23 protein-coding genes are annotated in these 22,259 nt (G+C 34.1%); 15 read left to right on the plus strand and 8 right to left on the minus strand.

The features are described 5' to 3' along the window. The first annotated feature begins 66 nt into the window (after nt 1-66). Complete coding sequence (locus tag HS848_RS08845; RefSeq protein WP_198612045.1) at nt 67-1,311, plus strand: multidrug effflux MFS transporter; 1,245 nt, start codon at nt 67-69, stop codon at nt 1,309-1,311. Nucleotides 1,312-1,469: 158 nt separating this feature from the next. On the opposite strand, the gene HS848_RS08850 is transcribed toward HS848_RS08845, so the two are convergent. Next, nucleotides 1,470-2,021, minus strand: a complete 552-nt coding sequence (locus HS848_RS08850; protein ID WP_198612046.1) for a TetR/AcrR family transcriptional regulator — start codon at nt 2,019-2,021, stop codon at nt 1,470-1,472. Nucleotides 2,022-2,149: 128 nt separating this feature from the next. On the opposite strand from HS848_RS08850, the gene HS848_RS08855 reads away from it, so the two are divergent. Both HS848_RS08855 and HS848_RS08860 read left to right on the plus strand, forming a co-directional pair. Beyond that, nucleotides 2,150-2,797 (plus strand): HlyD family secretion protein, encoded by a 648-nt coding sequence (locus tag HS848_RS08855; RefSeq protein WP_107506703.1) that lies wholly within the window; start codon nt 2,150-2,152, stop codon nt 2,795-2,797. 12 nt (nt 2,798-2,809) lie between these two features. Further along, nucleotides 2,810-4,873 carry a DHA2 family efflux MFS transporter permease subunit gene (locus tag HS848_RS08860; protein WP_198612047.1) on the plus strand — a complete coding sequence of 688 codons (2,064 nt, stop codon included), beginning with the start codon at nt 2,810-2,812 and terminating at the stop codon, nt 4,871-4,873. A 143-nt stretch (nt 4,874-5,016) separates the two neighbouring features. Here HS848_RS08860 and HS848_RS08865 read toward each other — a convergent pair whose 3' ends face one another. Next, complete coding sequence (locus HS848_RS08865; protein ID WP_198612048.1) at nt 5,017-5,655, minus strand: hypothetical protein; 639 nt, start codon at nt 5,653-5,655, stop codon at nt 5,017-5,019. 228 nt (nt 5,656-5,883) lie between these two features. Here HS848_RS08865 and HS848_RS08870 point away from each other — a divergent pair, with 228 nt between their 5' ends. Next, entirely contained in the window at nt 5,884-6,786 is a 903-nt protein-coding gene (locus tag HS848_RS08870) for an alpha/beta hydrolase fold domain-containing protein (protein WP_198612049.1), read from the plus strand. 351 nt (nt 6,787-7,137) lie between these two features. On the opposite strand, the gene HS848_RS08875 is transcribed toward HS848_RS08870, so the two are convergent. Beyond that, nucleotides 7,138-7,548: a hypothetical protein gene (locus HS848_RS08875; RefSeq protein ID WP_198612050.1), complete on the minus strand. Its 411-nt coding sequence runs from the start codon at nt 7,546-7,548 to the stop codon at nt 7,138-7,140. A 2-nt stretch (nt 7,549-7,550) separates the two neighbouring features. Beyond that, the gene (locus tag HS848_RS08880) at nt 7,551-8,030 is read right to left on the minus strand and encodes a thioesterase family protein (RefSeq protein ID WP_198612051.1); all 480 of its coding nucleotides are present in this window, start codon (nt 8,028-8,030) and stop codon (nt 7,551-7,553) included. A 121-nt stretch (nt 8,031-8,151) separates the two neighbouring features. On the opposite strand from HS848_RS08880, the gene corA reads away from it, so the two are divergent. Both corA and fni read left to right on the plus strand, forming a co-directional pair. After that, a complete protein-coding gene (gene corA / locus HS848_RS08885) occupies nt 8,152-9,099 on the plus strand; it encodes a magnesium/cobalt transporter CorA (RefSeq protein WP_198612052.1) in 948 nt (315 codons plus the stop codon). 44 nt (nt 9,100-9,143) lie between these two features. Continuing rightward, the gene (gene fni / locus HS848_RS08890; protein WP_198612053.1) at nt 9,144-10,193 is read left to right on the plus strand and encodes a type 2 isopentenyl-diphosphate Delta-isomerase; all 1,050 of its coding nucleotides are present in this window, start codon (nt 9,144-9,146) and stop codon (nt 10,191-10,193) included. Nucleotides 10,194-10,338: 145 nt separating this feature from the next. On the opposite strand, the gene gltS is transcribed toward fni, so the two are convergent. Both gltS and HS848_RS08900 read right to left on the minus strand, forming a co-directional pair. Continuing rightward, a complete protein-coding gene (gltS, locus tag HS848_RS08895) occupies nt 10,339-11,550 on the minus strand; it encodes a sodium/glutamate symporter (protein WP_107506696.1) in 1,212 nt (403 codons plus the stop codon). Between the two features lie 277 nt (nt 11,551-11,827). Next, entirely contained in the window at nt 11,828-12,436 is a 609-nt protein-coding gene (locus HS848_RS08900) for a DNA-3-methyladenine glycosylase (protein ID WP_198612054.1), read from the minus strand. A 210-nt stretch (nt 12,437-12,646) separates the two neighbouring features. Here HS848_RS08900 and HS848_RS08905 point away from each other — a divergent pair, with 210 nt between their 5' ends. The 4 genes from HS848_RS08905 (at nt 12,647) to HS848_RS08920 (ending at nt 15,270) form a co-directional block, all read left to right on the plus strand. Then, nucleotides 12,647-12,835 (plus strand): helix-turn-helix transcriptional regulator, encoded by a 189-nt coding sequence (locus HS848_RS08905; protein WP_107506694.1) that lies wholly within the window; start codon nt 12,647-12,649, stop codon nt 12,833-12,835. A gap of 178 nt (nt 12,836-13,013) precedes the next feature. Next, nucleotides 13,014-13,685: a hypothetical protein gene (locus tag HS848_RS08910; RefSeq protein ID WP_232806129.1), complete on the plus strand. Its 672-nt coding sequence runs from the start codon at nt 13,014-13,016 to the stop codon at nt 13,683-13,685. 200 nt (nt 13,686-13,885) lie between these two features. Then, complete coding sequence (locus tag HS848_RS08915; RefSeq protein ID WP_198612055.1) at nt 13,886-14,212, plus strand: YnfA family protein; 327 nt, start codon at nt 13,886-13,888, stop codon at nt 14,210-14,212. 29 nt (nt 14,213-14,241) lie between these two features. Then, nucleotides 14,242-15,270, plus strand: coding sequence for an aldose epimerase family protein (locus tag HS848_RS08920; RefSeq protein WP_198612056.1), 1,029 nt, complete (start codon nt 14,242-14,244; stop codon nt 15,268-15,270). Nucleotides 15,271-15,444: 174 nt separating this feature from the next. Here the strand turns inward: HS848_RS08920 and HS848_RS08925 are convergent, their stop codons facing one another. Further along, nucleotides 15,445-16,110: an MOSC domain-containing protein gene (locus tag HS848_RS08925; RefSeq protein WP_198612057.1), complete on the minus strand. Its 666-nt coding sequence runs from the start codon at nt 16,108-16,110 to the stop codon at nt 15,445-15,447. Nucleotides 16,111-16,243: 133 nt separating this feature from the next. Here HS848_RS08925 and HS848_RS08930 point away from each other — a divergent pair, with 133 nt between their 5' ends. After that, nucleotides 16,244-16,930: a ribose 5-phosphate isomerase A gene (locus HS848_RS08930; protein WP_198612058.1), complete on the plus strand. Its 687-nt coding sequence runs from the start codon at nt 16,244-16,246 to the stop codon at nt 16,928-16,930. 116 nt (nt 16,931-17,046) lie between these two features. On the opposite strand, the gene HS848_RS08935 is transcribed toward HS848_RS08930, so the two are convergent. After that, nucleotides 17,047-18,111, minus strand: a complete 1,065-nt coding sequence (locus HS848_RS08935) for a CPBP family intramembrane glutamic endopeptidase (protein ID WP_198612059.1) — start codon at nt 18,109-18,111, stop codon at nt 17,047-17,049. Nucleotides 18,112-18,402: 291 nt separating this feature from the next. Between HS848_RS08935 and hutG the strand changes: the two genes are divergently transcribed. The 4 genes from hutG (at nt 18,403) to HS848_RS08955 (ending at nt 22,202) form a co-directional block, all read left to right on the plus strand. Continuing rightward, nucleotides 18,403-19,338 carry a formimidoylglutamase gene (gene hutG / locus HS848_RS08940; RefSeq protein WP_198612060.1) on the plus strand — a complete coding sequence of 312 codons (936 nt, stop codon included), beginning with the start codon at nt 18,403-18,405 and terminating at the stop codon, nt 19,336-19,338. Between the two features lie 39 nt (nt 19,339-19,377). Next, nucleotides 19,378-20,505 (plus strand): amidohydrolase, encoded by a 1,128-nt coding sequence (locus HS848_RS08945; RefSeq protein WP_198612061.1) that lies wholly within the window; start codon nt 19,378-19,380, stop codon nt 20,503-20,505. Between the two features lie 128 nt (nt 20,506-20,633). Then, nucleotides 20,634-21,515 (plus strand): SDR family oxidoreductase, encoded by an 882-nt coding sequence (locus HS848_RS08950; RefSeq protein WP_198612062.1) that lies wholly within the window; start codon nt 20,634-20,636, stop codon nt 21,513-21,515. 75 nt (nt 21,516-21,590) lie between these two features. Beyond that, nucleotides 21,591-22,202 (plus strand): flavin reductase family protein, encoded by a 612-nt coding sequence (locus HS848_RS08955; RefSeq protein WP_198612063.1) that lies wholly within the window; start codon nt 21,591-21,593, stop codon nt 22,200-22,202. Nucleotides 22,203-22,259: the final 57 nt, after the last annotated feature.

Raw genomic sequence — 22,259 nt, forward strand, 5'->3', positions numbered from 1 at the left:
GTGGGAGAAATGACTCTAATATGAGTCATCTCCCACTCTTTTATATAGATAAAAGGGTGAATTTAAATGAATACTGAGCAGAAAAATAATAAAAACTCGTTACTATTTGTTGTTGTCTTAGGCGCATTAACCGCAATAGGCGCGTTGTCTATAGATATGTTTTTACCAGGTCTACCTGAAATTAAAAATGATTTCAGCACCACGACGGCAAATGCACAATTAACTTTATCACTATTTATGATTGGTCTTGGTTTAGGAAATTTATTTGTAGGTCCTATTTCAGATAGTGTAGGGCGTAAGAAACCACTGATTATTGCGTTAGTTATTTTTACATTAGCCAGTTTAGGCATTGTTTTCGTACATAATATTTGGTTGATGGTCTTTTTAAGATTTGTGCAAGGATTTACGGGTGGCGCGGCAGCTGTTATTTCAAGAGCGGTTGCTAGTGACATGTATCACGGGAATGAATTAACTAAGTTTTTAGCATTACTCATGCTCGTAAATGGGGTAGCTCCTGTTATCGCGCCGGCATTAGGTGGTCTTATATTAAGTGTCAGTGTATGGCGAATGGTCTTTATTATCTTGACCATCTTTGGTGTATTGATGGTAGTGGGTTCATTGTTTAAAGTACCTGAATCACTTGCGGTCGAACAACGCGACACTAGCGGTATAGGAGTCATTTTCAAAAACTTTAAAAGTTTATTAACGACACCGCGCTTTGTCTTACCAATGTTAATTCAAGGCGTCACTTTTATAATGCTATTTAGTTATATTTCTGCTTCTCCATTCTTAGTTCAGAAAATTTACGGCGTATCTCCACTCCATTTTAGTTGGATGTTTGCCGGGATTGGCATTACGCTCATTATTTCAAGTCAACTGACTGGAAAACTAGTCGATTATTTTCATCCACAATTATTACTACGTGCTTTAACAATAATCCAAGTCGTAGGTGTGATTGTAGTTGCGTTAACTCTACTAAATCACTGGCATTTTGCCTTCTTAGTCATTGGTTTTATTATTTTAGTGGCTCCGGTGACGGGTGTAGCTACATTGGGATTCTCGATTGCTATGGAGGAACGTACGACTGGAAGTGGTAGTGCTTCAAGTTTATTAGGATTATTACAGTCTCTTCTTGGAGGCGTGGTGACTCCTCTAGTTAATTTAAAAGGGGAATATGATAGTTCGCCTTATATCATTATTATTAGTATCACGGCTATCTTATTAATCATCTTACAAATTTTAAATATTAGTGTATTTAAAACAAAGGGAGCGGGACAGAAATCTAGGGAGTATGACAGAAATCTAATGTAATTTCTAAGATTTCGTAGTCCCGCCCCGGCAAGGTTGGCTAGAAATGAAGAAAGTGAGGCTCGAACGCATCTTCATTTCAGACAACTACTGCCAAAACGAGAGGCTGGGCCATTGTTATATTAATGGCCCAGCCTCGCTTTTTTCTATAATCTCTTCAATTATCTTTGTACTTTGATAGTGTTCGCTAATAATATATTTGCTACTTCTTCTGGACTTTCTTTACAACTGTCTCTTAACCAAGTTAGAATAACGCCAACTTGGCCACTCATTGTATAGGTGATGAAAAAAGATTTGTTTTTAATGGTAGTTTTATTCTCTCCTAAGACCTTAACATAATAGCTTCTCGTGATATTTAAATATTCATGTACAAGGTCTTTGTTAGGGTGAGTGATAAAGATTGCGTGATAAAAGGCTTGTTTTCGATAAATATATTTTAATATAATTCTAAAGAATTGATAAACTTTATCTGGATCTTTCTTAATACTTTTGAAGTTCAATGAAAAAGTGTTAAGTAAGTTCTCGTATTTCGTTAGATGATAATTTTGTAGCTTAGCTAATAAATCATATTTATCTTGATAGTTGTCATAAAAGGTTGACCGATTTACATTACTATTTGCACAAATCATTTTGATAGAGATACTTTCAAATGGATATTCTTCTAATAAATCAATTAAGCTTTTAATGATTCTGTATTTTGCTTTTTGTTTCATAACGTCACCTATTTTATTCGTATCTTCAATTAGCCAACAATTTTATAATAATTGTTGGTATTTTTTTTAATCGCATACGTCTATAATATTAAAAGTGATTTTGAAAAGCAAATAGGAGGAAATGTTCAATGAAGAAAATGGTGTTAATTAATATCATCACAATTATCGTTTTACTTGTTGTTGGTATTGTAGGCTTTATGTTATATCATAATGCGACAAGCTATATAACAACTGATAACGCAAAAGTTGATGGTAATCAAATTAAAATTTCAAGTCCTGCATCAGGTCAAATTAAATCTTTTGACGCTAAACAAGGCGACAAAATGAAAAAAGGCGACAAAGTTGCTGAGGTAAGTGGTCAAAGCCAAAGCGGTGAATCACAAGATATGGAAATCAAAATGCCTCAAAACGGTACAATCGTAAAAACTGACGGCATGGAAGGTTCAGTTGCTCAAGCTGGCTCACCAATTGCTTATGCTTACAATTTAGATGATTTATATATTACAGCAAATATTGACGAAAAAGATGTTAGCAGTGTAGAAAAAGGCGATAAAGTTGATGTATCAATCGACGGTCAAGATTCTGATGTTGACGGTAAAGTTGAAGAAGTAGGCCAAGCTACTGCAGCAAGCTTCTCATTAATGCCTTCATCAAACACTGACGGTAACTATACAAAAGTATCTCAAGTAGTACCTGTTAAAATTTCTTTAGATTCTACACCATCTAAAAACGTTGTTCCTGGAATGAACGCTGAAGTTAAAATTCATAAAGATTAAGGAGGTCATAGTATGACAACGACCTTCATTATTGGATATATAGTTGTAGCGGTCATTTTAGTTGGTTTAATTAACCTTCTTGTATTGAAATCTCGCAAGAAGCCGTCTAAGAACCAAACTAAGGGACAACATGTAAATGAAGAATCTAAAAGTCAAAGTAATCCATCTAAATTTAAAATAAGTGACTTAGAACGAGACAATGCCTCGAATGAAAGAACTTCTTCTCATCGTGACGAAGAAGCATCTCGTCACTTAGATGATGAAGATAATGCACATCGCTTTGATAATGATAAAAGAAAAGATCGTTTTGAAAGTGAACAAGATCAACAAGACAGTTCAATAGAAAATATGCATCCTGAACAAAAACAAGCATCACAACCTTTATCTCACACAGATGAGGCAAGTGAAGAAAATAGGGATGACAGAGATGTTAATAACCAACATCTTCCTAAAGATTCAATTTATGAACCGATTAATCCTGATTCTCAAGAAGGACGCGTAAATGAACGCATCAAAAAACAAGAATCAGATTTCGTGTTCGGTAAAAATATTACAAGAGGTAAAATTTTAACGGCAATGTTGTTTGGTATGTTTATTGCCATCTTAAACCAAACATTACTTAACGTAGCATTACCAAAAATTAATACCGAGTTTAATATTTCTGCATCAACTGGACAATGGTTGATGACAGGCTTCATGTTAGTAAATGGTATCTTGATTCCAATTAGTGCCTTCTTATTCAATAAATATTCTTATCGTAGATTATTTATTATAGCGTTGGTATTATTCACAATCGGTTCACTTGTATGTGCGCTTTCAACTAACTTCCCTATGATGATGGGTGGACGTGTACTACAAGCCATTGGTGCCGGTGTGTTAATGCCATTAGGTTCTAATGTAATCGTTACTATTTTCCCACCTGAAAAACGTGGGGTAGCTATGGGTACAATGGGTATTGCCATGATCCTAGCACCAGCGATTGGCCCTACACTTTCAGGTTACATTGTTCAAAACTACCATTGGAACGTAATGTTCTACGGTATGTTTGTATTAGGTGTAGCAACAATTATCTTTGGTAATTTCTGGTTCAGACTTTACCAAAAAACGACAAATCCTAAAGCCGATTATCAAGGTATTGTTTACAGTACAATCGGTTTCGGTGCTTTATTATACGGCTTCAGTGAAGCTGGTAATAAAGGTTGGGGCTCAGTTGAAATCGTTACAATGTTTATTATTGGGGTAGTATTTATTGCAGCATTCGTTATTCGTGAATTGACGATGAGAGCGCCAATGTTAAATCTTGAAGTATTAAAATCTTCAACATTTACACTTACAACAATTATTAACATGGTTGTAATGATGAGTTTATTTGGTGGTATGATTTTACTACCAATCTACTTACAAAACCTACGAGGTTTCTCTGCTCTTGATTCAGGTTTACTATTACTACCTGGTTCATTAATTATGGGTGTTCTAGGCCCAATTACTGGTAAATTACTAGACACAATTGGTTTGAAGCCATTAGCTTTATTTGGTATTGCGGTAATGGCATACGGAACTTGGGAACTTACGAAATTAAATATGGATACACCTTATTTCCATATTATGGCTATTTACGTAGTTCGTTCATTCGGTATGGCATTCGTAATGATGCCTCTAATGACAGCAGCAATCAACGCTTTACCACCACGTTTAATTTCTCATGGTAATGCATTCTTAAATACTATGAGACAATTAGCTGGATCAATTGGTACAGCAATCCTTGTTACTGTTATGACTACACAAACTACTAATCATGTTGCAGCATTTGCAAATGACTTAGATAAAACAAATCCTGTTATTCAAGATAGTGTACGTCAAATGGCAGCAGAATATGGCGGTCAATCTGGAGCATTACAAGTTATCATGAAATATGTTAATCAATTAGCAACTATTCAAGGTATCAATGATGCATTCTGGATCGCAACTGGCTTAGCAGTATTAGCGTTAATTTTAAGTTTATTCTTAAAAGGTAAAAAAGGCGCTGATGCTGAGCATGATAAAATGATGCATGCAGAAGGAAGTAAATTTAAATAAAATTGTGTTGTGGGGACATGATTTTTAAAGTATCGGTACACCTGTTGGAGGGTTATCGATACTTTTTTTATTAAAAAAGGAACTTATCAACGAAATCTTAGAATTACCATAGATTTCGTGGACAAGTTCCCATTTCAATATATTTAACGTAAACGTGGATATCGGTTTCTAAAGAAAAGACTAATAATTAATAAAGCGAGGCTACTCACTAATAAAATTAAAGCATTATGAAGGGCATCCGCTTCCACAATAATTTGATTAGCATTAATATTTAAAGCATAACTTTGTAATTTCTCGGCGATTCGTTGCCCAATCATCTGAATAGCATAGCTAAAGTAAAGTGACATTACAAGTAGTATAGCAATCACAATAAAGTTAAGTATCTTTAGTAATGTACGATTAAAAATAATCGTGATAACTGCAATAACCATACTAATGATGATAAGTATAAAGTAGATATTAAATATTAGAACAAGACGGTTAGTAATATCTTCAAAATTAGCTAATTGGTTTAAATTAATATTTAACGCACCAATTTGCGTCACTGTATCTTGAAGGGTTTTTATTTGTTCATAGTTAACCGGTTGGTCGGCAAATACAAGATTGAATATAGGTTGTTTATACATACTATAGCCTGTAATACCCACGAGTATTAACACAATAAATTGGATAATCAGGCTAATCCAAGATCTTTTTTTCTTCACTCTACGTTGAGAACGAATAAAGTAATCGTTATTAATATCATTATCCTCGTCGTAATGATTTTTTCTAATATCTGACATTTTGTAACTCCTTTGCCGTCATTCATTTGTTTTCTAAGATTGACTAATTTATACTAGATTTAATATGTCGAGGTTTGGACATTTCAACTAGTTTCACGTCACATAGACCGTGAATGTCTCGATTCCTAACTTAAAGAACATCTTCTTTATTATATCGCTTTTTAAACACCATGTAATGACGTTTTAAACATTTATCAATAATAAATATAAGGTAGGTTAGAATTGTATATGAGATCACGTATGGTAAATAGAATTATAAATAAATATTTACTGCATAATCGCTCCATTTTGTTTAAGAATCAAGATGATTTTGATGCATTTATGAGTAAACGTAAAGATGTTAATAGAGCGAAACATAAACAACCCTCAACTTTAAATGTGAAAGCAAACTTAGACAAGTTATCGTTAGGTGACATGCAAGTATTTCGATTTAATTTCCGTCATGAAACGAAAAAGAAAATATTATATATTCATGGTGGTTATAATACATTACAACCCTCTCCATTTCACTGGAGATTTATGGATAAACTTGCGCTTAATACACTATATGAAGTGGTCTTACCCATTTATCCTAAAACGCCAGAATATCATATAAATGATACATTTAAAGCTATCGATGAGGTGTATGAATCACTTTTAGAAGAGGTTGATCCAAAACACATTGTCATTATGGGTGACGGTACTGGAGGAGCGTTAGCACTTAGTTATGTACAACGTCTTTTAGAACAAGAGCGAGCACTTCCGAATAGATTATATCTCATTTCTCCAATGTTAGATGCGACGATGACAAATCATCAAATTACTGAAGACTTAGTCAATAAAGATCGTTTCGTAAATATTGAAGGCCTACAACGTATTTTGAATCAATGGAGTGCGGGGGACGCGTTAGCAAATCCACTTATCTCTCCAATTTATGGTTCGTTACAAGGGTTACCACCGATTATCATGTTTGGTGCTGGAAGAGAAATTTACTATCCTGATATGCAACGTTTAGCGTATTTACTTGAAGAAGTAAATCAACCAGTTCAATTTTTCGAATACCCTAAAATGTTCCATGACTTCGCGTTGTTCCCAATACATGAGTCTCATAAAGTAATTAAACAAATTACAAAGACGATTGATAATGAATAAAAGTTATGAGTAGAGTGGTTAGGATGTAAATCATAAAATATTTAGCGTAGAGGCGGTTCAATTATGAACCACCTCTACGCTTCTTCTTTATCAATACTTCGTATTGTTTGGCTCGCATTTCCTAGGGGATGGGTCGAGCCTTGGTCTCGACGCTCATCCTATTCCCTCAGGAGTCTCGCCTACAATACTACGTTGAGCACATGTAGTTTTACATTAAAATGCTTAAAAAATAAGACATCTCATACAAATACCGATAAGCTAAATTAACGAGGTGTCTTATGTAAAAAAATAACATGACTTAGCATACACTACTAGAAACTTCTATTTTAATCCTTGTAACCTCATGTATATTCAGCTTTTAAAATCTGTGGCTAGATGATTAATTTGAGTAATAATATTTTCTTGTCCTAAATTATGATAATACTCATCTAAAGATTGCGCTACATTGTATTGAGCGTCATCTAGATGTTTTAGCACATCAACTAAATTTGAATGGTTATAATTTAAATGGGTATGATATGCTTCTAGTTCATTTATAAGAGAGGATTCTTTGTCTGCATCTTCCACCATCTTTTGTACCGCTTCAATAGCTTGTTTCTGGCCTTGATAATAACTTATATTAAATGCTCTTTTTAATAATTCCTGACTCGGACCATTCATATATAACTGCTTCGTAGAATTTATTTCAATTAAATTTACTTTTAATTCATCATTTAAATCATATATCTTGTTCAATATCTCGTCTTTTAATGTATATGACATAGCTATTTATTCTCCTTTTTCGGAATACCTATTTGATGGCCTAATTGTTTAGGCCACTCTACATCGCCTTGTGCTTTATAATAATTTTCTATTTGTTCTTTATACTTTTTAGGAAAAGGGGCTCCGCGGCGACTACGTTTATCTATTCCCATCATCATCACTTCATTTGTGGCTGCTAGTACATTATCCTCTTTATAAAGCATTAAAAAGAAATGGACGCGTTTCTCATCATAATCGTAAATTCTAACTTCAATGCGATAGGGCGTATTTAAAGATAGTTCGGATAAGTAAGTGGTATGTTCTTCTAATGAAAAGGTTGTATAATTATAGCGCTCTCTTTCTTCTTGTGAGAGACCATGGCTGTAGTTGAAATCACTAATCACTTCACTAAACACATCATTGTATTTAGCATCATGCATATGTTGATTATGATCAATCTGAGAAGCTTCAACCTTTTTATTAATAGTAAATAGATGGCTCATAATAATTACCTCACTTAATAATAGTTATATGTTTATTTTACTAAATAAAAATATCGCTTACACAATATTTAATTCATGGTAGAATGTAAGACGTATAGTGATGCAGGAGGTAACCTTAGAAATGACAATGACAATTCGATATCAAACTACTAGTCAATCACTAACTCAAGTTGATACAGTAAAAAACATACCTGACGATGCCACTATCGTATGGTTTGATTTTGAAGATGCGTCTGAAGAAGAAAATAACTATTTAACTAATAATTTTAATTTCAATTACTTAGAGTTAGAAGATGCCACTACTGGCGTTCCTCGAGTTAAATATAAAGCTTATAATACCTATCAATATCTTGTCTTTCACAGTATGTATAAAGATGATTTTTCGCCTATTGCGTTAAACGTCTTTGTGAACGAGAAAGTCCTTGTTACATATCATCAAAACCATTTTGAATCTTTAAATGAAGTGGCGAAGATGAATTCAAATAATCATGCTCCAGATTTAGATTGTGCTGATATTGTGATTCATATTTTAGATATGATGGTGGATAAGTACTTCGATTTTGTCTATACCATTGAAGAAAAGACGTATAATTTTGAGGCAGCTCATGTCGATGATACACAGAGTAAAAAAGTGATGGACAATGTCTTCCAGATACGTTCAGATTTAATTAAAATTAAAAGGGTATTATTCCCTATGCAAGAATTAGTCAATACCATTAAAACTGAAGGTAATTTAATTGTCGATAGTAAACATTCCATGTATATTCAACATATCGATGACCATTTGATTAAACAAAACAATATTATTCGTACATCTCAAGAAATGGCTAATGAGATTAGGGAGAATTTCGAATCTTATTCTTCATTTAGAATGAATAGCATTATGCAAGTGCTTACGCTTGTATCCGTTATTTTCTCGCCTTTAACATTTATTGCCGGGGTATATGGTATGAACTTTGAATATATGCCAGAGTTAAAGTGGCAATATAGTTATCCAATATGTATGTTAATAATGTTAGTGATTGCAATTGCTTTGATTATCTTTTTCAAACGAAAAAAATGGTTTTAATATAAATAGCTATAAATTTAAATTAAGCAAAGGTAGGTACGCGTATGAGTGATTTTCAAAGAGAACAGAGGAAAAATGAACATGTGGAAATAGCAATGGCTCAACATGATGCCCCTCAATCTGATTTTGACCGTGTGAGGTTTGTGCATCATTCTATTCCTAATATCAACGTAGATCAAGTTGACTTAACAAGTAACACTACAAATTTCGACATGAAGTATCCGTTATATATTAATGCCATGACGGGCGGAAGTGAGTGGACGAAGCAAATTAATGAGAAACTTGCAGTAGTTGCACGCGAAACAGGTTTAGCGATGGCAGTAGGCTCAACACATGCTGCGCTTAGAAACCCTAAAATGGCTGAATCATTTAGCATTGCACGTGAAACGAACCCAGAAGGCATCATCTTTAGTAATGTAGGAGCAGATGTTCCAGTAGATAAAGCAGTTGAAGCGGTGAGTTTATTAGATGCTCAAGCGTTACAAATCCATGTTAATGCGCCACAAGAACTCGTTATGCCTGAAGGTAACCGTGAGTTCTCTACATGGTTAGATAATGTTGCAGCGATTGTTCAACGTGTGGATGTTCCTGTGATTATTAAAGAAGTTGGCTTTGGAATGAGTAAAGAGCTTTATAAAGATTTAATTGATGTAGGTGTTACATACGTAGACGTTAGCGGAAGAGGCGGTACGAATTTCGTTACGATTGAAAATGAACGTCGCTCTAATAAAGATATGGATTACTTAGCGAATTGGGGTCAATCTACTGTAGAATCATTACTCGAAAGCACAGCTTATCAAGACTCATTGAATGTATTAGCAAGTGGTGGCGTCCGTACGCCGTTAGATGTAGTGAAAAGTTTAGCATTAGGTGCAAAAGCAGTAGGTATGTCACGTCCATTTTTAAATCAAGTTGAAAATGGCGGCATCACTAAAACGATTGAATATGTAGAAGACTTTATTGAACATATGAAAGCTATTATGACTATGGTAGATGCGAAAGATATTAGCGAATTAAAACAAAGCAAACTTGTGTTTGACCATAAATTATTATCATGGATTGAACAACGAGGATTAGATATTCATAGAGGTTAATAGAGAGCGAGACGAAGTCTAAGTAGGTTGAAAGATTTCATTGTTTTATCTTGCCAAGATAGACTAATAATAAATTAAAGACTGTGAGCAGTTTGGACTGCTCACAGTCTTTTTCACGTTTACATTTGTATTAGCGAGTATGGCGTTACATACCAAAGATATTCATGAAGCCCATAACAATTGGAACGCCTGCTAGGTCGATTAAGAAAGCGCCAACGATAGGGACAACTAAATATGCTTTAGGTGAACTACCATATTTGCTTGTAATGACATCTAAATTAGCCATAGCGTTTGGTGTAGCACCTAGTCCGTGACCGATAAAACCACCTGCCATTACAGCAGCATCGTAGTCTTTACCTAACACTCTAAATAAGATGAAGAATGCAAATAGTGAAATAAAGACAACTTGTACTAAGACGATGGCAACTAATGGTAAGGCAAGTGAATAGACTTGTGTAAGTTGAATACTCATTAGGGCTAAGGATAAGAAGAGGCCTAATGACACATCGCCAATTTGATCATTAAGTTTTAAATCGATAATTTGCCAATTTGAATACTCTGAGATATTACGTATTGCTACGGCTACAAACATTGAACCGACATACATCGGTAAACTTTGTCCTGTTAAATTTGAGAACTGATCACCTATAAAGGTTCCCACAGCCATACAGAAAGCTATAATTGTTAATTGGATAAAGAAAACTTTAGTTGGTTTATATTTTTGATATAAAGCTTTATTTTCTTCTACTTTACTATAGTCTTTAAATGAATCATCGCTATTTTCTGGTTTGAGATTATAGCGTTTAATTAATGCTTTGACTAATGGGCCACCAATTAATCCCCCAAAGACTAGACCTAAAGTTGCTGCAGCTAGAGCAGCTGTAATGGCTGAATCAATATTGAAACTCTGTTCAAGTGTCTTACCATAAGCGGCGGCATTACCGTGGCCACCCTCCATTGACATTGAACCTGCTGTTAAACCTAATAATGGTTTGATATGTAATAGTTTAGCTAATGAAACCCCGATTAAATTTTGGCAAATGGCTAACACAGCACAACATATAAAATAAATCATTAAGACTTTACCGCCAATTTTGAATAATTTAAATGAAGCACCTAAACCAATTGTTGTAAAGAAGACCATCATGAAGAAATCTTGTATGAAGCTTGCATCTAGTTTGATTTGAATAATATTAAATGTATCTAACACCGCGACTAATATAGCAAATAGTAAACCACCGATAACTGGAGGTGGAATACAAATTTTTTGTAAGAATGAAACATGATTGACTATGAATTCACCTAATAGAAATAAAAGACAGGCGAGACATAGTGTGGTCACTGCATCCAATTCCAATTTAAAATCCCCCTTTATTTACGCGTACTTTCCTAGATTTTATATTGCTTTTTGAAAGCGCTATAAAATCCCATAACTAACATTATACATACAAAAAATATATATTTCTATTATGTCAATTATATTTTTGAAATCTAAAGAAGAAGTTAGATAGTTTTACACTTACTATTAATTATAAAAAATCATTAATTTATTAAAACTTAAATTTTAAATTGATTAAATATAATAAGGCAAAGATTCACAATTGTACTTAGAGATTAAACTATGAGGTGAGATGTTACTTCCAAGTCGTGTTGGCTGGGACGTAATCGGATTTGCGCATGCGAGATACATAAGGATTACCTTTAACAGTATAGCGCAATGACTTAGCTGTCCATTCACCTTTATTTGGAATACCAATTCGTGCACTTTCAACTATCTCGATAGGATATTTTCTATTTTTTTCATCAATAGAAAGGCGACAGTCATTAAGTGTTGAGCCATCAATTGCTCTAGGGATATTAAATGCTTTCGTCCATTTACCAGGCCCATTGGTTATCTCAAAACCTGTCTTATTACGATTACGTTGCATTGCGTCAATACCATCTTCAGGTTCTATTGCGCGTATCAGTACGCCTTCAGGCACACCTTCACTACGTGTAACGAAATTGATTAACAAGTGCGTATGCATGACGTGGCCATAGATAGTTCCACCATTTTTATATAACGATGTCACTTTAGGCGTTTGCTTACCACCGAAACCATGCGCCGCTTGATCATTAAAGCCTAAATACGCCTCTGTTTCAACGATGTAACCAGTATAGGTTTCAAATTCATCTTTATAGATAACTTTCACGCCGAGTAATGCTTTAGCAGTTTCAATAGTTGGTTGTGAAATGAAATTCATTCTTAAGCCTTCTTTCTTGGAAAATAAAAAAACGCTCTGAATCAAGTAGTTATGACTAGAGCGTGATGATTAAAATATATTATTATAACAATTATAGTTGAATTTAAAGAAGAAATAAAATAAGTAACTTAAATTGAGGGTATGTCATATATATTTGACAAAACTTATGAATTAACAGTAAGATTAAATCAATGGGAGAAGTGAGGGAAAGTGAATAGAGTTAAATTTTACCGCGGCGTCAAAAAAATTTCGCAGCTAGAACTTGCACGAGCAATTGGCGTATCACGTCAGACGATTAATATGATTGAAAATGACAAGTATAATCCTTCGTTAAAATTATGCATTAACATTGCTAAAACATTAGGTGTAACACTAGATGATTTATTTTGGGAGCGATGATAGACAACGACTATCAAACATAGTGACCTAAGAAATTTGTTTAACCAATTGAGCTTCATATACAACTTCGAATTGTAAGAGTAAAACAGGGAAGAACGGGATAGATGACTGATGAGCTATTGTACAAACAGTTTCAAACTTTAAAAGCAAAACTAGGAATTATAAGTTTGAATTTTTTATGTGCAATGACTTTTTTGCCATGTTTAGTGACATACAGAATGAAATTTTATCTCCACTATTTATTGGGAGTGTCATATTAATTATAGTAATTGGTTGTAAATTAACGCTTCGCGCTGAGACAGCAGACAACATATTTATTTACGTTGACAATGAGAAAGATAAGAGAACGCTTAATCGGCATTCAATCACCAAACGATTAATATTTTTCATTATATGGATGTTTTATATTATTGTAATTACAAATATTATTACCCCCATGATCTATCAACATGGACAATTTGAGTGGGTGGTTACTCCTGCCTCGATGATTTTTATTCCAGCCTTTGCCGTGATATTAATCTTTTTCAAAGATAAACGTATTAAATATAGTGACGCATCTCTACCAAGTATTGAAGATCGAGATGCTAATCCTAAAGGGATAGTCAACCTTATCCCTAATTATAGATATGCCGATGAACAACAAAAGATGGTGATTACTAAGAGTTATGCGTCAGTTTTTAAATGGATAACGATTGGGTTAAGCATAATTACTATCGTAGATTTAGTTGTTGAATTAATCATGCAGCAATTACCAATTGGTAGCATGATTACATTGGCTTTTATAATTATTATTTTAGTTATATATACAATCAAAAAGAAGAAGTTAAAGTCCTCGCTAAAAGAATATTGAGCATTATTAAACGCTATCTTTTAAAAATTTTAAGAGATAGCGTTTTCATTTTTTAATTTATATAAAATCTATGGAATATTAATAAAAAAAGTGTAACAATATGTATGTGAAAAAGTCAGTGCTTAAAAATTTAATTAGATAAAGGTAGTTATGAGTTGTTACAATAATGCTAACTTAATTAAAAGTTGGAGGATATCTTAATGCTTTATTCAATCTTTATCTTTTTATTAGCAGGTCTCTGTGAGATTGGTGGTGGCTATCTAATTTGGTTGTGGTTAAGGGAAGGGCAATCAAGTTGGTTAGGATTTATCGGTGGGGCGGTATTAATTATGTATGGCATCATCGCAACATTTCAGTCATTTCCGACATTCGGTCGAGTCTACGCAGCATATGGCGGAGTCTTTATAGTCATGAGTATATTATGGGCGTACGTCGTCGATAAACAAGTACCTGATAAGTATGATCTCTTAGGTGCACTTATCTGTATTATTGGTGTATTAGTCATGATTTTACCGAACAGAACCTGATTAAGCGTGTTAAGAGGGAGACGTAAGTAATGATAGTTGAAGTAGAAAAGCAAAGACATGGTATTGACTTAATTAAAATCGACAACAACGACACAAATATTGTATTTACGAATTATGGCGCTCGAATTGTATCATGGAAATATCATGATAATAACATCATATTGGGGAACAAAGTAGAAGCGGATGAGTTTTATCCTTCTAATCCTTATCATTTTGGTGCAACAATCGGTCGCTACGCAGGACGAATTGGGAATGCTACATTTAAATTAAATGGACATGATTATAAACTAGAAGCGAATGATGCCCCTCATCAACTTCATGGTGGCAGTCATGGTTTGGATAATAGATTGTTTGATTATGACATCCAAGATAATATTACAAACATCAAACTTACATTTACCATTCAATTAAAGTCTGAAGAGGATGGTTATCCTGGAGATATGACGATAAAAGTTATTCATACATATGATGTAGAACATCGTTGGACAATTGAATATAAAGCACATTCAACTGCAGACACAGTATTTAATCCAACGAACCATGTGTACTTTAATTTAAATCGCGATAATAATGTCATTGATAACCATAAGATTACGAGTACTAAGCTCAATATGTATCCAATAGATGAAACACATCTTGTAGCTAACACTCAACCTATCGACTTATTAGCAACATTGAATAGCGATAGCGTGTGTTTTAAAGATATTTTTAATTCTGAAAATGAACAACTCAAACAACAAATTGAACCGTTCAATGGTTTAGATCACCCATTTGACATAGGGAATCAAGAACTAACGATGGAGAATAATGAATTTGCCTTACATTTAGAAACAACAATGCCTAACGTCGTTATATTCACTTTTAATGATACGACAGAGTGGCAAAGTGATTTTAATATTTATAAAGCACATTCAGGTGTAACGTTGGAAACACAATGTTTACCGAATGATATTAATATTTATAATAATAAAGCACAATCTATCTTAAAAGCAGATGAAGAATTTTATTCAAAAACAATCTATCAAATATCTGAAAAAGAAAGTGAGACTGATATCTAATGTAATTTTTAAAGGTATCATTATCGCACTTCAAAAGTTAAACGACTTATATACTAACGAGGCTAAGCCATTAATATTAAAACGGCTTAGCCTCGTTATTTTTTGTAGTAGTTGACTGACATGAAGATTCTCTTGAGCCTCAATTTCATCATCTCTATGCATCTATTTTAGGTTTTATGTCGCATTAGTCTTTAATGCATTGGCTTTAAGTTTTTGGAGTTTGTCGAGACGTTTTTCAGATAAGTAAGGGTTTTGGAGTGCATAATCTAAACGTTCTACATTTTTACGGTCATTATAGTAAATATCATTTAATTCTTGAACAGACAGACGTGTAGAAGTTTCGGCTTCTTTGATTAATTCAAGGTTATCGTTAGCACTGACATAACCTTCTTTTAACACTCTAAAATAAAATCCTGTCTTGCCTGAGCGGCTCATACGCTTAACTAAGTCAGGAATGTCGTATTTTGTTTGTATCTTCCAACACGGTTCACGCATTTCTGAAACCTCAATCAGTGCCTCGCCTAATTGATATTGGTTACCATAATAAACTTCAGATTCATCTAAATCTTCTAATGTTAAATTTTCCCCAAACATCGCATACTCTGGTAAATGAGCCAAATCTTCTTGATACATAGTATAGTTCGCTTTGCTAAAAGTACACACCGCTTTATGAGGGCCACCATGATCTTTATATGCTTGTTCATCTTCTACAAAGCCCGTGTTTGATAACCACATTTTTCCTGAAAAAGGAACTTTATTTAAAGCAGAAAGCATCTCGCGCTTTTGCCCATAGTCTAAGTCTTTAATCTTTCCCGTTGAAATAGCATATACAGGTATCATCGTTTAACCTCCCAATATGATAGTATTAAAAGTTTACTACATAATTAAATAAAATTCATATAGAAACTAGGTATTTTAACTGTCGTCATGTAAAATAAGAGATAAGTATAAATAAAAAGGGGTCGCAGTAAACATGAAAGATTCGAAAGAACTTAAACTTATGACAGTAGATGATGCTGTTGCTCAAATAGACAACAATATGGTGATAGGTATTGGCACAGGAAGTACGATTGAGCTACTTATTCCGAAGATTGCTGAACGTATTCAACGTGAAGGTTTAAATATTACAGGTGTATGTACGTCTAATAAAAGTGCATATATCGCTAAACAATTGAAGATACATATTGTAGATATCAATGATGTCGACCATGTAGATTTAGCAATAGACGGGGCGGATGAAGTAGATTCTAACTTAAATCTTATAAAAGGTGGCGGTGGCGCTCTATTTAGAGAAAAAGTCATCGATGAAATGGCTACACGATTTGTTGTTTTAGCCGATGAAAGTAAACTTGTCGACTATTTAGGACAAAGTTTTAAATTACCAGTGGAAGTAGATAAATTTAATTGGTTGCATATCGCTAAAAACATTGAAACAAACTTCAATATTTCAACAGAACGTAGAATGAATGACGATGTACCATTTATTACAGATAATGGAAATTATATTTTAGATTGTAAATTACATGAACAACTAGACCCTTATGCTCTTCATGAATTTCTAATACATCTTACTGGCGTCTTAGAAACAGGCTATTTCTTAGACATTACTGAACAAGCTATTATTGGAACACAACAAGGTGTTAGAACAATCAATAAATAAAGTTAAAATAATATCCCAAAATGACGAGATACTAACACGTCATTTTGGGATATTTTTTAAAGGCCAGGGTATAAATCTTAACGTAATAATCTTTATACCTTGTTTCCTAATTTGAACTATTTGTCGTTTTTAGTATGGGATGTTTTGCTAACATCGTTAATTTCATTTTTAACGTTATCTACGACTGAAGAATGTCTATCATTCTCATATGAAGTATTGTCTTTAAGATTTTCGGTTGAAGGAGCCTTCTTATCGTTGTTGGCATGATGTTGATTAGTATCTTCAATATTTTTATCGCGAGTATTTAACGTTTTATCGTCAGAATTAACGCTACTTTCATCTTCATCATCATTAACGTGGTCTAAGTAATTATTAGGTTCAACTTCATCTAATGAACGATTAGTTGTTTTGTAAATGATAAAGCGAATAATTAAACTTAGAATGATGTAGATAATACCAATAATTGTGGTACTTAAGGCAATCACTTTCATAGAGAATACATCGCCAACTTCTTCACTAAATAAGAAGATTTGAGCGAATGTCATAGCTGCATGGAAGATAACTGCAATATAAATAGTACGACCATTTGTGGCGCGAATTAATTCACCAACAATGATTGAGAACATGAATGTATAAAGGAAATGATATCCGGCATATTCCATGCCATACGTTGTATTAATCGTCCAAATTGAATAGATTAAACCAACGATAATAGAAGCAAAGAATACATTCACTTTATTTTCAACAATATTTTGTAGATATGAACGGAAACCAAATTCCGCAAAGAATGCCATTAAGATATGACCAAGAATAATTGCTGGCACTGATACAGATAAATCAGTAGCCTGTAATAAAATAAAACTATCGGCAAATGCATTAAAACTAAACATACCTACAATAAAAATAATTAAAGGTAAAATTAATGCAAGTAGCATACGTTCAATAACTCTTATAGAGATTGAAAATTTTAAACCAGCAAGTTGTGCACGTTTATCTTTAAAAGCAACAATACAAATGATTGCAGCAATAAAAGGTGCTAAATTAGTAAGATTAAATACAAATCTTTTAATACCGACTGAAGCTTGAAAATCTCGTAAGATTAATGATAACGCCATTGTAACAACAAAGAATACAAATATTGTTAGCGCCCATTGGAATCCTGAAATACGATTAGTCTTCATTTATGTAACCTCCATTAGGGTGACCGTAAAAACTCTTTCTTTAATATTATACATATTACAAGGGGATAAATAAATTGTCCATTTTAAATATCATTAAAATGTAATAGTCTTGAATTATTTTCATGTAATTGAAAACAATTTTTAATGTCTTAATTAATTTGTAAAGGGTATCAAAAGAATAACAAGAATATTTCGAAAATAGGTTTTAATGTGTAGTATGATTAAAGTATAGATGTAAACGTAAATAATAAAGAGACTGTTTGCAACTAATATGATGTAGGGGGCAGCGACATGTATACACAAGGTAATCCAAAACTATGGACTGGCAGAATAGATAGTGAAACAGATCCAAAACAATTTAGACATTTTCAAACTGTAGAGTTTGCTAATTTAGAAAAAATGAAAGTTAGCGGTGACAAAACAGGTGTGGGGATGTTGGGTTACGCGGTAGATAAAGGGATTGAATTAAATAAAGGCAGAATAGGTGCTAGAAAAGGGCCAGATGCAATTAAGCAAGAATTTGCTAAACTTCCTGATTTAAGTGAGTGTGAATCGTTAATTGATTACGGTAATGTTGAATATACTGAGGGCGAACTGAGTAGTACGCAAGAAGAAATGGCTAGACTGTCTGCTCAAGTGATTAAACAACATAATCAAACATTTCTAATCGGAGGTGGGCATGACGTTGCTTATGCTCAATATTTAGCTACAAGAAACGTTTATCCGGATGCTTCGATTGGTATTATCAATATTGATGCACATTTCGATACCCGCCCAGATTCAGAACCAACTTCAGGTACAATGTTTAGACAGATTCTAGACCATGATGACAATGCCAATTATTTAGTATTAGGTTTAGCACAAGGTGGAAATACACGTTCACTATATGACTATGCGAACGAAAAGGGCATCATCTATGTGTATGCAGATGAGTTATTACAACAAGTCTCTCCTACGATTAAAGATAAAGTAGAACGTTTTATCCATGATCATGACACAATTATGTTCACGATATGTATGGACGTTATCGATAGTGCTTTCGCACCAGGCGTTAGTGCGCCAAGCGTGTTAGGTTTATATCCACACGATGTGTTTGATATTAGTAAACGAGTCATTTTAAGTGAAAAAGTGTCATCAATCAGTATTGCAGAAACCAATCCAGATTACGACATTGATAACCGTACATCTAAGTTAGCTGCTAATTTAATCCATCATTTCTTAGTTTAAAAGATGTATTTTGTTTATTGAAAAAGGGGATGAGAATGTATGACAAATTATACCGATTACGTCAACTGGAGACGTACTTTCCATCAATATCCTGAAGTATCAAATAACGAATTCGAAACAACCAAACGTTTAAAACGCATATTAGAAGCGTATCAAATTAAAATCATTGATATACCTTTAGAAACTGGCTTTGTAGCTGAAATTGGTCAGGGAGAACCATGCATTGCAGTACGGACAGATATCGACGCTTTGCCTATTCATGAACAAGTAGAACATGAATTTACATCTACGAATACCGGCGTGATGCATGCGTGTGGTCATGACATTCATATGGCTAGTATCTTAGCAGTCGCAACAACATTAAAAGCACAAGAAGATAAATTAAATGGTCGTGTGAAGTTTTTATTTCAACCTGCTGAAGAAATAGGTTATGGTGCTAAAGCAATGGCTGATACTAATGTGTTAGATGATGTGAAAGCCATCTTAGGATTTCATAATTATCCAACATTAAATATAGGAGATTTTGCGATTAAATCAGGGGCTATTACATCGGCTGTGGACCGTTTTGAATTTAAAATTCATGGTAAAGGGGCGCACGCAGCTAAACCAGAACAGGGTAATGATCCGGTAATGGTTTTAGGACAACTGATTACTAGTTTACAAACGATTGTGAGTCGCAATATTTCAGCTTTTGATAGTGCAGTAGTGACAATTGGAGAAGTCTCTTCTGGCAACACGTGGAATGTAATTGCAGATAACGCCTATGTTCAAGGCACAGTCCGTTCATTTAAGCCAGAAGTTCAAGCCTATATTGAACAACGTTTACGAGATATTGCGAAAGGTCTTGAACAATTATTCAATGTAGAAATTGAAGTGATTTATACACATCTTCCAGGTGCTGTTTTTAATGACGACTATTTAACGCAACAAGCGAAACAAGCAGCCGAAACAGTAGGGTACAATGTTATAGAGCTAGACAATCCATTGACAATTGGTGAAGATTTCTCTGGCCTATTAAAGGAACATCCTGGTGTCTTTGCGTTTATAGGTTCTAATAGTGCTTATGATTTACACCATCCTAAATATGACCCTGATGAGCGTATTTTGGAAAAGGTTCCAGAGTACTTTATTACGTTAATTCATCAATTACTTGCTGAGTATTCATAATGCGTGTCTTTAGACGCTTTATCCTACTTAATTGTAGGCAATATGGGTCTGCATTTTCAAAAAAATGATTAAACTACTTTACGAGTTGGGTAAATTAGAAGAGATTATTTTTTAGGAGATGAGTGAACATGGGTGCACAAGATCCAAGAACAAAATTTAAAACTTCAGATTTTGAAAAACAAGAACAAGAACTACCTGGTTTACAATCAGAAATGACTCCGGCACCTGATTGCGGTGAGGAATCATATGTAGGCCACAATCGCTTACAGGACTATAAAATGTTAGTGACTGGTGGCGATTCAGCGATTGGACGTGCAGCTGCGATTGCTTACGCTAAAGAAGGCGCGGACGTCGCACTTAATTATCTTCCTAGTGAAGAACAAGATGCGCAGGAAGTAAAAGCGGTAATTGAAAAAGCTGGACGTAAAGCTGTATTAATTCCTGGTGATGTAAAAGATGAACAATTTAACTATGATTTAGTTGAACAAGCCTATCGTGATTTAGGTGGCTTGGATAATGTGACTTTAGTCGCAGGTCATCAACAATATCATGAGGAATTAGAAGAATTTGATACTGAATCCTTTAAAACGACGTTTGAAACGAACGTATATCCAGTATTCTGGACTGTCCAAAAAGCATTAGAGTACTTACAACCAGGAGCGTCTATTACAACGACGTCATCTGTGCAAGGTTATAACCCTAATGCCTTATTACACGATTATGCAGCCTCAAAAGCAGCGATTATTTCACTAACGAAAAGTTTCTCTGAACAATTAGGGGAAAAAGGTATTCGAGTGAATTGTGTAGCGCCAGGTCCATTCTGGTCACCATTACAAATCGTTGGCGGCCAACCACAGTCTGCGCTTCCAAAATTTGGTCAAAATACACCATTAGGTAGAGCGGGTCAACCTGTTGAATTAGCAGGCACGTATGTCTTATTAGCGTCAGAGGATGCTAGTTATACTACTGGCCAAGTATACGGAGTCACTGGTGGTACGCAAATCGATTAATTGAATAATTTAAACCAACGCGAGGGTAAGATAAAAGCTCTCGCGTTTTTATATTAATTTAGGAGGATGTGTGAAATGAAACAATTCAATCCAGAACATTTAACAGATATTCAAAATTATAAATTATTAAGTGGTTCGGTCATTCCAAGACCTATTGCCTTTGTTACGTCTAAAGATCAGGAGGGGACATTAAATGTTGCACCATTTAGCTTCTTTAATGTCGTTAATAATGCGCCGCCGATGATTGCTATTGCTGCGCAACGTGCTGGTGGACAACGAAAAGATACAGCGGTCAATATTGAACAAACGAAAGAATTTGTAGTACATATCACAGATGAAATGAATGTGGAGGAGATTAATAAGACAGCAGCCCCATTTGAAGCGGGAGATAATGAATTAAATCACACTGCTTTAACTCTTATTGATTCTGAAATTGTTAGTGTTCCGGCTATAAAAGAAGCAAAAGTTCGCTTTGAATGCAAATTAGATCAGATTGTCGTATTAGGTTCTGAAGAAGACGGTGCTGACTTAATAATAGGTGAAGTGGTGATGTATCATATTGAAGATGAAACTTACTTTGAAGATAGTAAAATTAATCCTGATGAACTAAAACCTGTCGCACGTTTAGCGGGAAATGACTATGCTAAGTTAGGAGAAACATTTACAATCCAACGCCCTGAATCGTAAAATATAAAGATGGCTCAACATAGATAAATGTAAATTCCATATAACTTAGTTGACGTC

The organism is Staphylococcus caledonicus, assembly GCF_016238465.1.
Classification (GTDB): Bacteria; Bacillota; Bacilli; order Staphylococcales; family Staphylococcaceae; genus Staphylococcus; species Staphylococcus caledonicus.

Excerpts from the sequence above, each read along its gene's own strand:
- hutG (WP_198612060.1), top strand. The coding sequence starts at position 18,403 with ATGTATACACAAGGTAATCCAAAACTATGGACTGGCAGAATAGATAGT.
- HS848_RS08875 (WP_198612050.1), bottom strand. The coding sequence starts at position 7,548 with ATGTCATATACATTAAAAGACGAGATATTGAACAAGATATATGATTTA.
- HS848_RS08925 (WP_198612057.1), bottom strand. The coding sequence starts at position 16,110 with ATGATACCTGTATATGCTATTTCAACGGGAAAGATTAAAGACTTAGAC.
- HS848_RS08865 (WP_198612048.1), bottom strand. The coding sequence starts at position 5,655 with ATGTCAGATATTAGAAAAAATCATTACGACGAGGATAATGATATTAAT.
- HS848_RS08900 (WP_198612054.1), bottom strand. The coding sequence starts at position 12,436 with ATGAATTTCATTTCACAACCAACTATTGAAACTGCTAAAGCATTACTC.
- HS848_RS08950 (WP_198612062.1), top strand. The coding sequence starts at position 20,634 with ATGGGTGCACAAGATCCAAGAACAAAATTTAAAACTTCAGATTTTGAA.
- HS848_RS08845 (WP_198612045.1), top strand. The coding sequence starts at position 67 with ATGAATACTGAGCAGAAAAATAATAAAAACTCGTTACTATTTGTTGTT.
- corA (WP_198612052.1), top strand. The coding sequence starts at position 8,152 with ATGACAATGACAATTCGATATCAAACTACTAGTCAATCACTAACTCAA.
- HS848_RS08945 (WP_198612061.1), top strand. The coding sequence starts at position 19,378 with ATGACAAATTATACCGATTACGTCAACTGGAGACGTACTTTCCATCAA.
- fni (WP_198612053.1), top strand. The coding sequence starts at position 9,144 with ATGAGTGATTTTCAAAGAGAACAGAGGAAAAATGAACATGTGGAAATA.
- HS848_RS08955 (WP_198612063.1), top strand. The coding sequence starts at position 21,591 with ATGAAACAATTCAATCCAGAACATTTAACAGATATTCAAAATTATAAA.
- HS848_RS08870 (WP_198612049.1), top strand. The coding sequence starts at position 5,884 with ATGAGATCACGTATGGTAAATAGAATTATAAATAAATATTTACTGCAT.
- HS848_RS08850 (WP_198612046.1), bottom strand. The coding sequence starts at position 2,021 with ATGAAACAAAAAGCAAAATACAGAATCATTAAAAGCTTAATTGATTTA.
- HS848_RS08915 (WP_198612055.1), top strand. The coding sequence starts at position 13,886 with ATGCTTTATTCAATCTTTATCTTTTTATTAGCAGGTCTCTGTGAGATT.
- HS848_RS08930 (WP_198612058.1), top strand. The coding sequence starts at position 16,244 with ATGAAAGATTCGAAAGAACTTAAACTTATGACAGTAGATGATGCTGTT.
- HS848_RS08935 (WP_198612059.1), bottom strand. The coding sequence starts at position 18,111 with ATGAAGACTAATCGTATTTCAGGATTCCAATGGGCGCTAACAATATTT.
- HS848_RS08920 (WP_198612056.1), top strand. The coding sequence starts at position 14,242 with ATGATAGTTGAAGTAGAAAAGCAAAGACATGGTATTGACTTAATTAAA.
- HS848_RS08910 (WP_232806129.1), top strand. The coding sequence starts at position 13,014 with ATGTGCAATGACTTTTTTGCCATGTTTAGTGACATACAGAATGAAATT.
- HS848_RS08880 (WP_198612051.1), bottom strand. The coding sequence starts at position 8,030 with ATGAGCCATCTATTTACTATTAATAAAAAGGTTGAAGCTTCTCAGATT.
- HS848_RS08860 (WP_198612047.1), top strand. The coding sequence starts at position 2,810 with ATGACAACGACCTTCATTATTGGATATATAGTTGTAGCGGTCATTTTA.
- HS848_RS08855 (WP_107506703.1), top strand. The coding sequence starts at position 2,150 with ATGAAGAAAATGGTGTTAATTAATATCATCACAATTATCGTTTTACTT.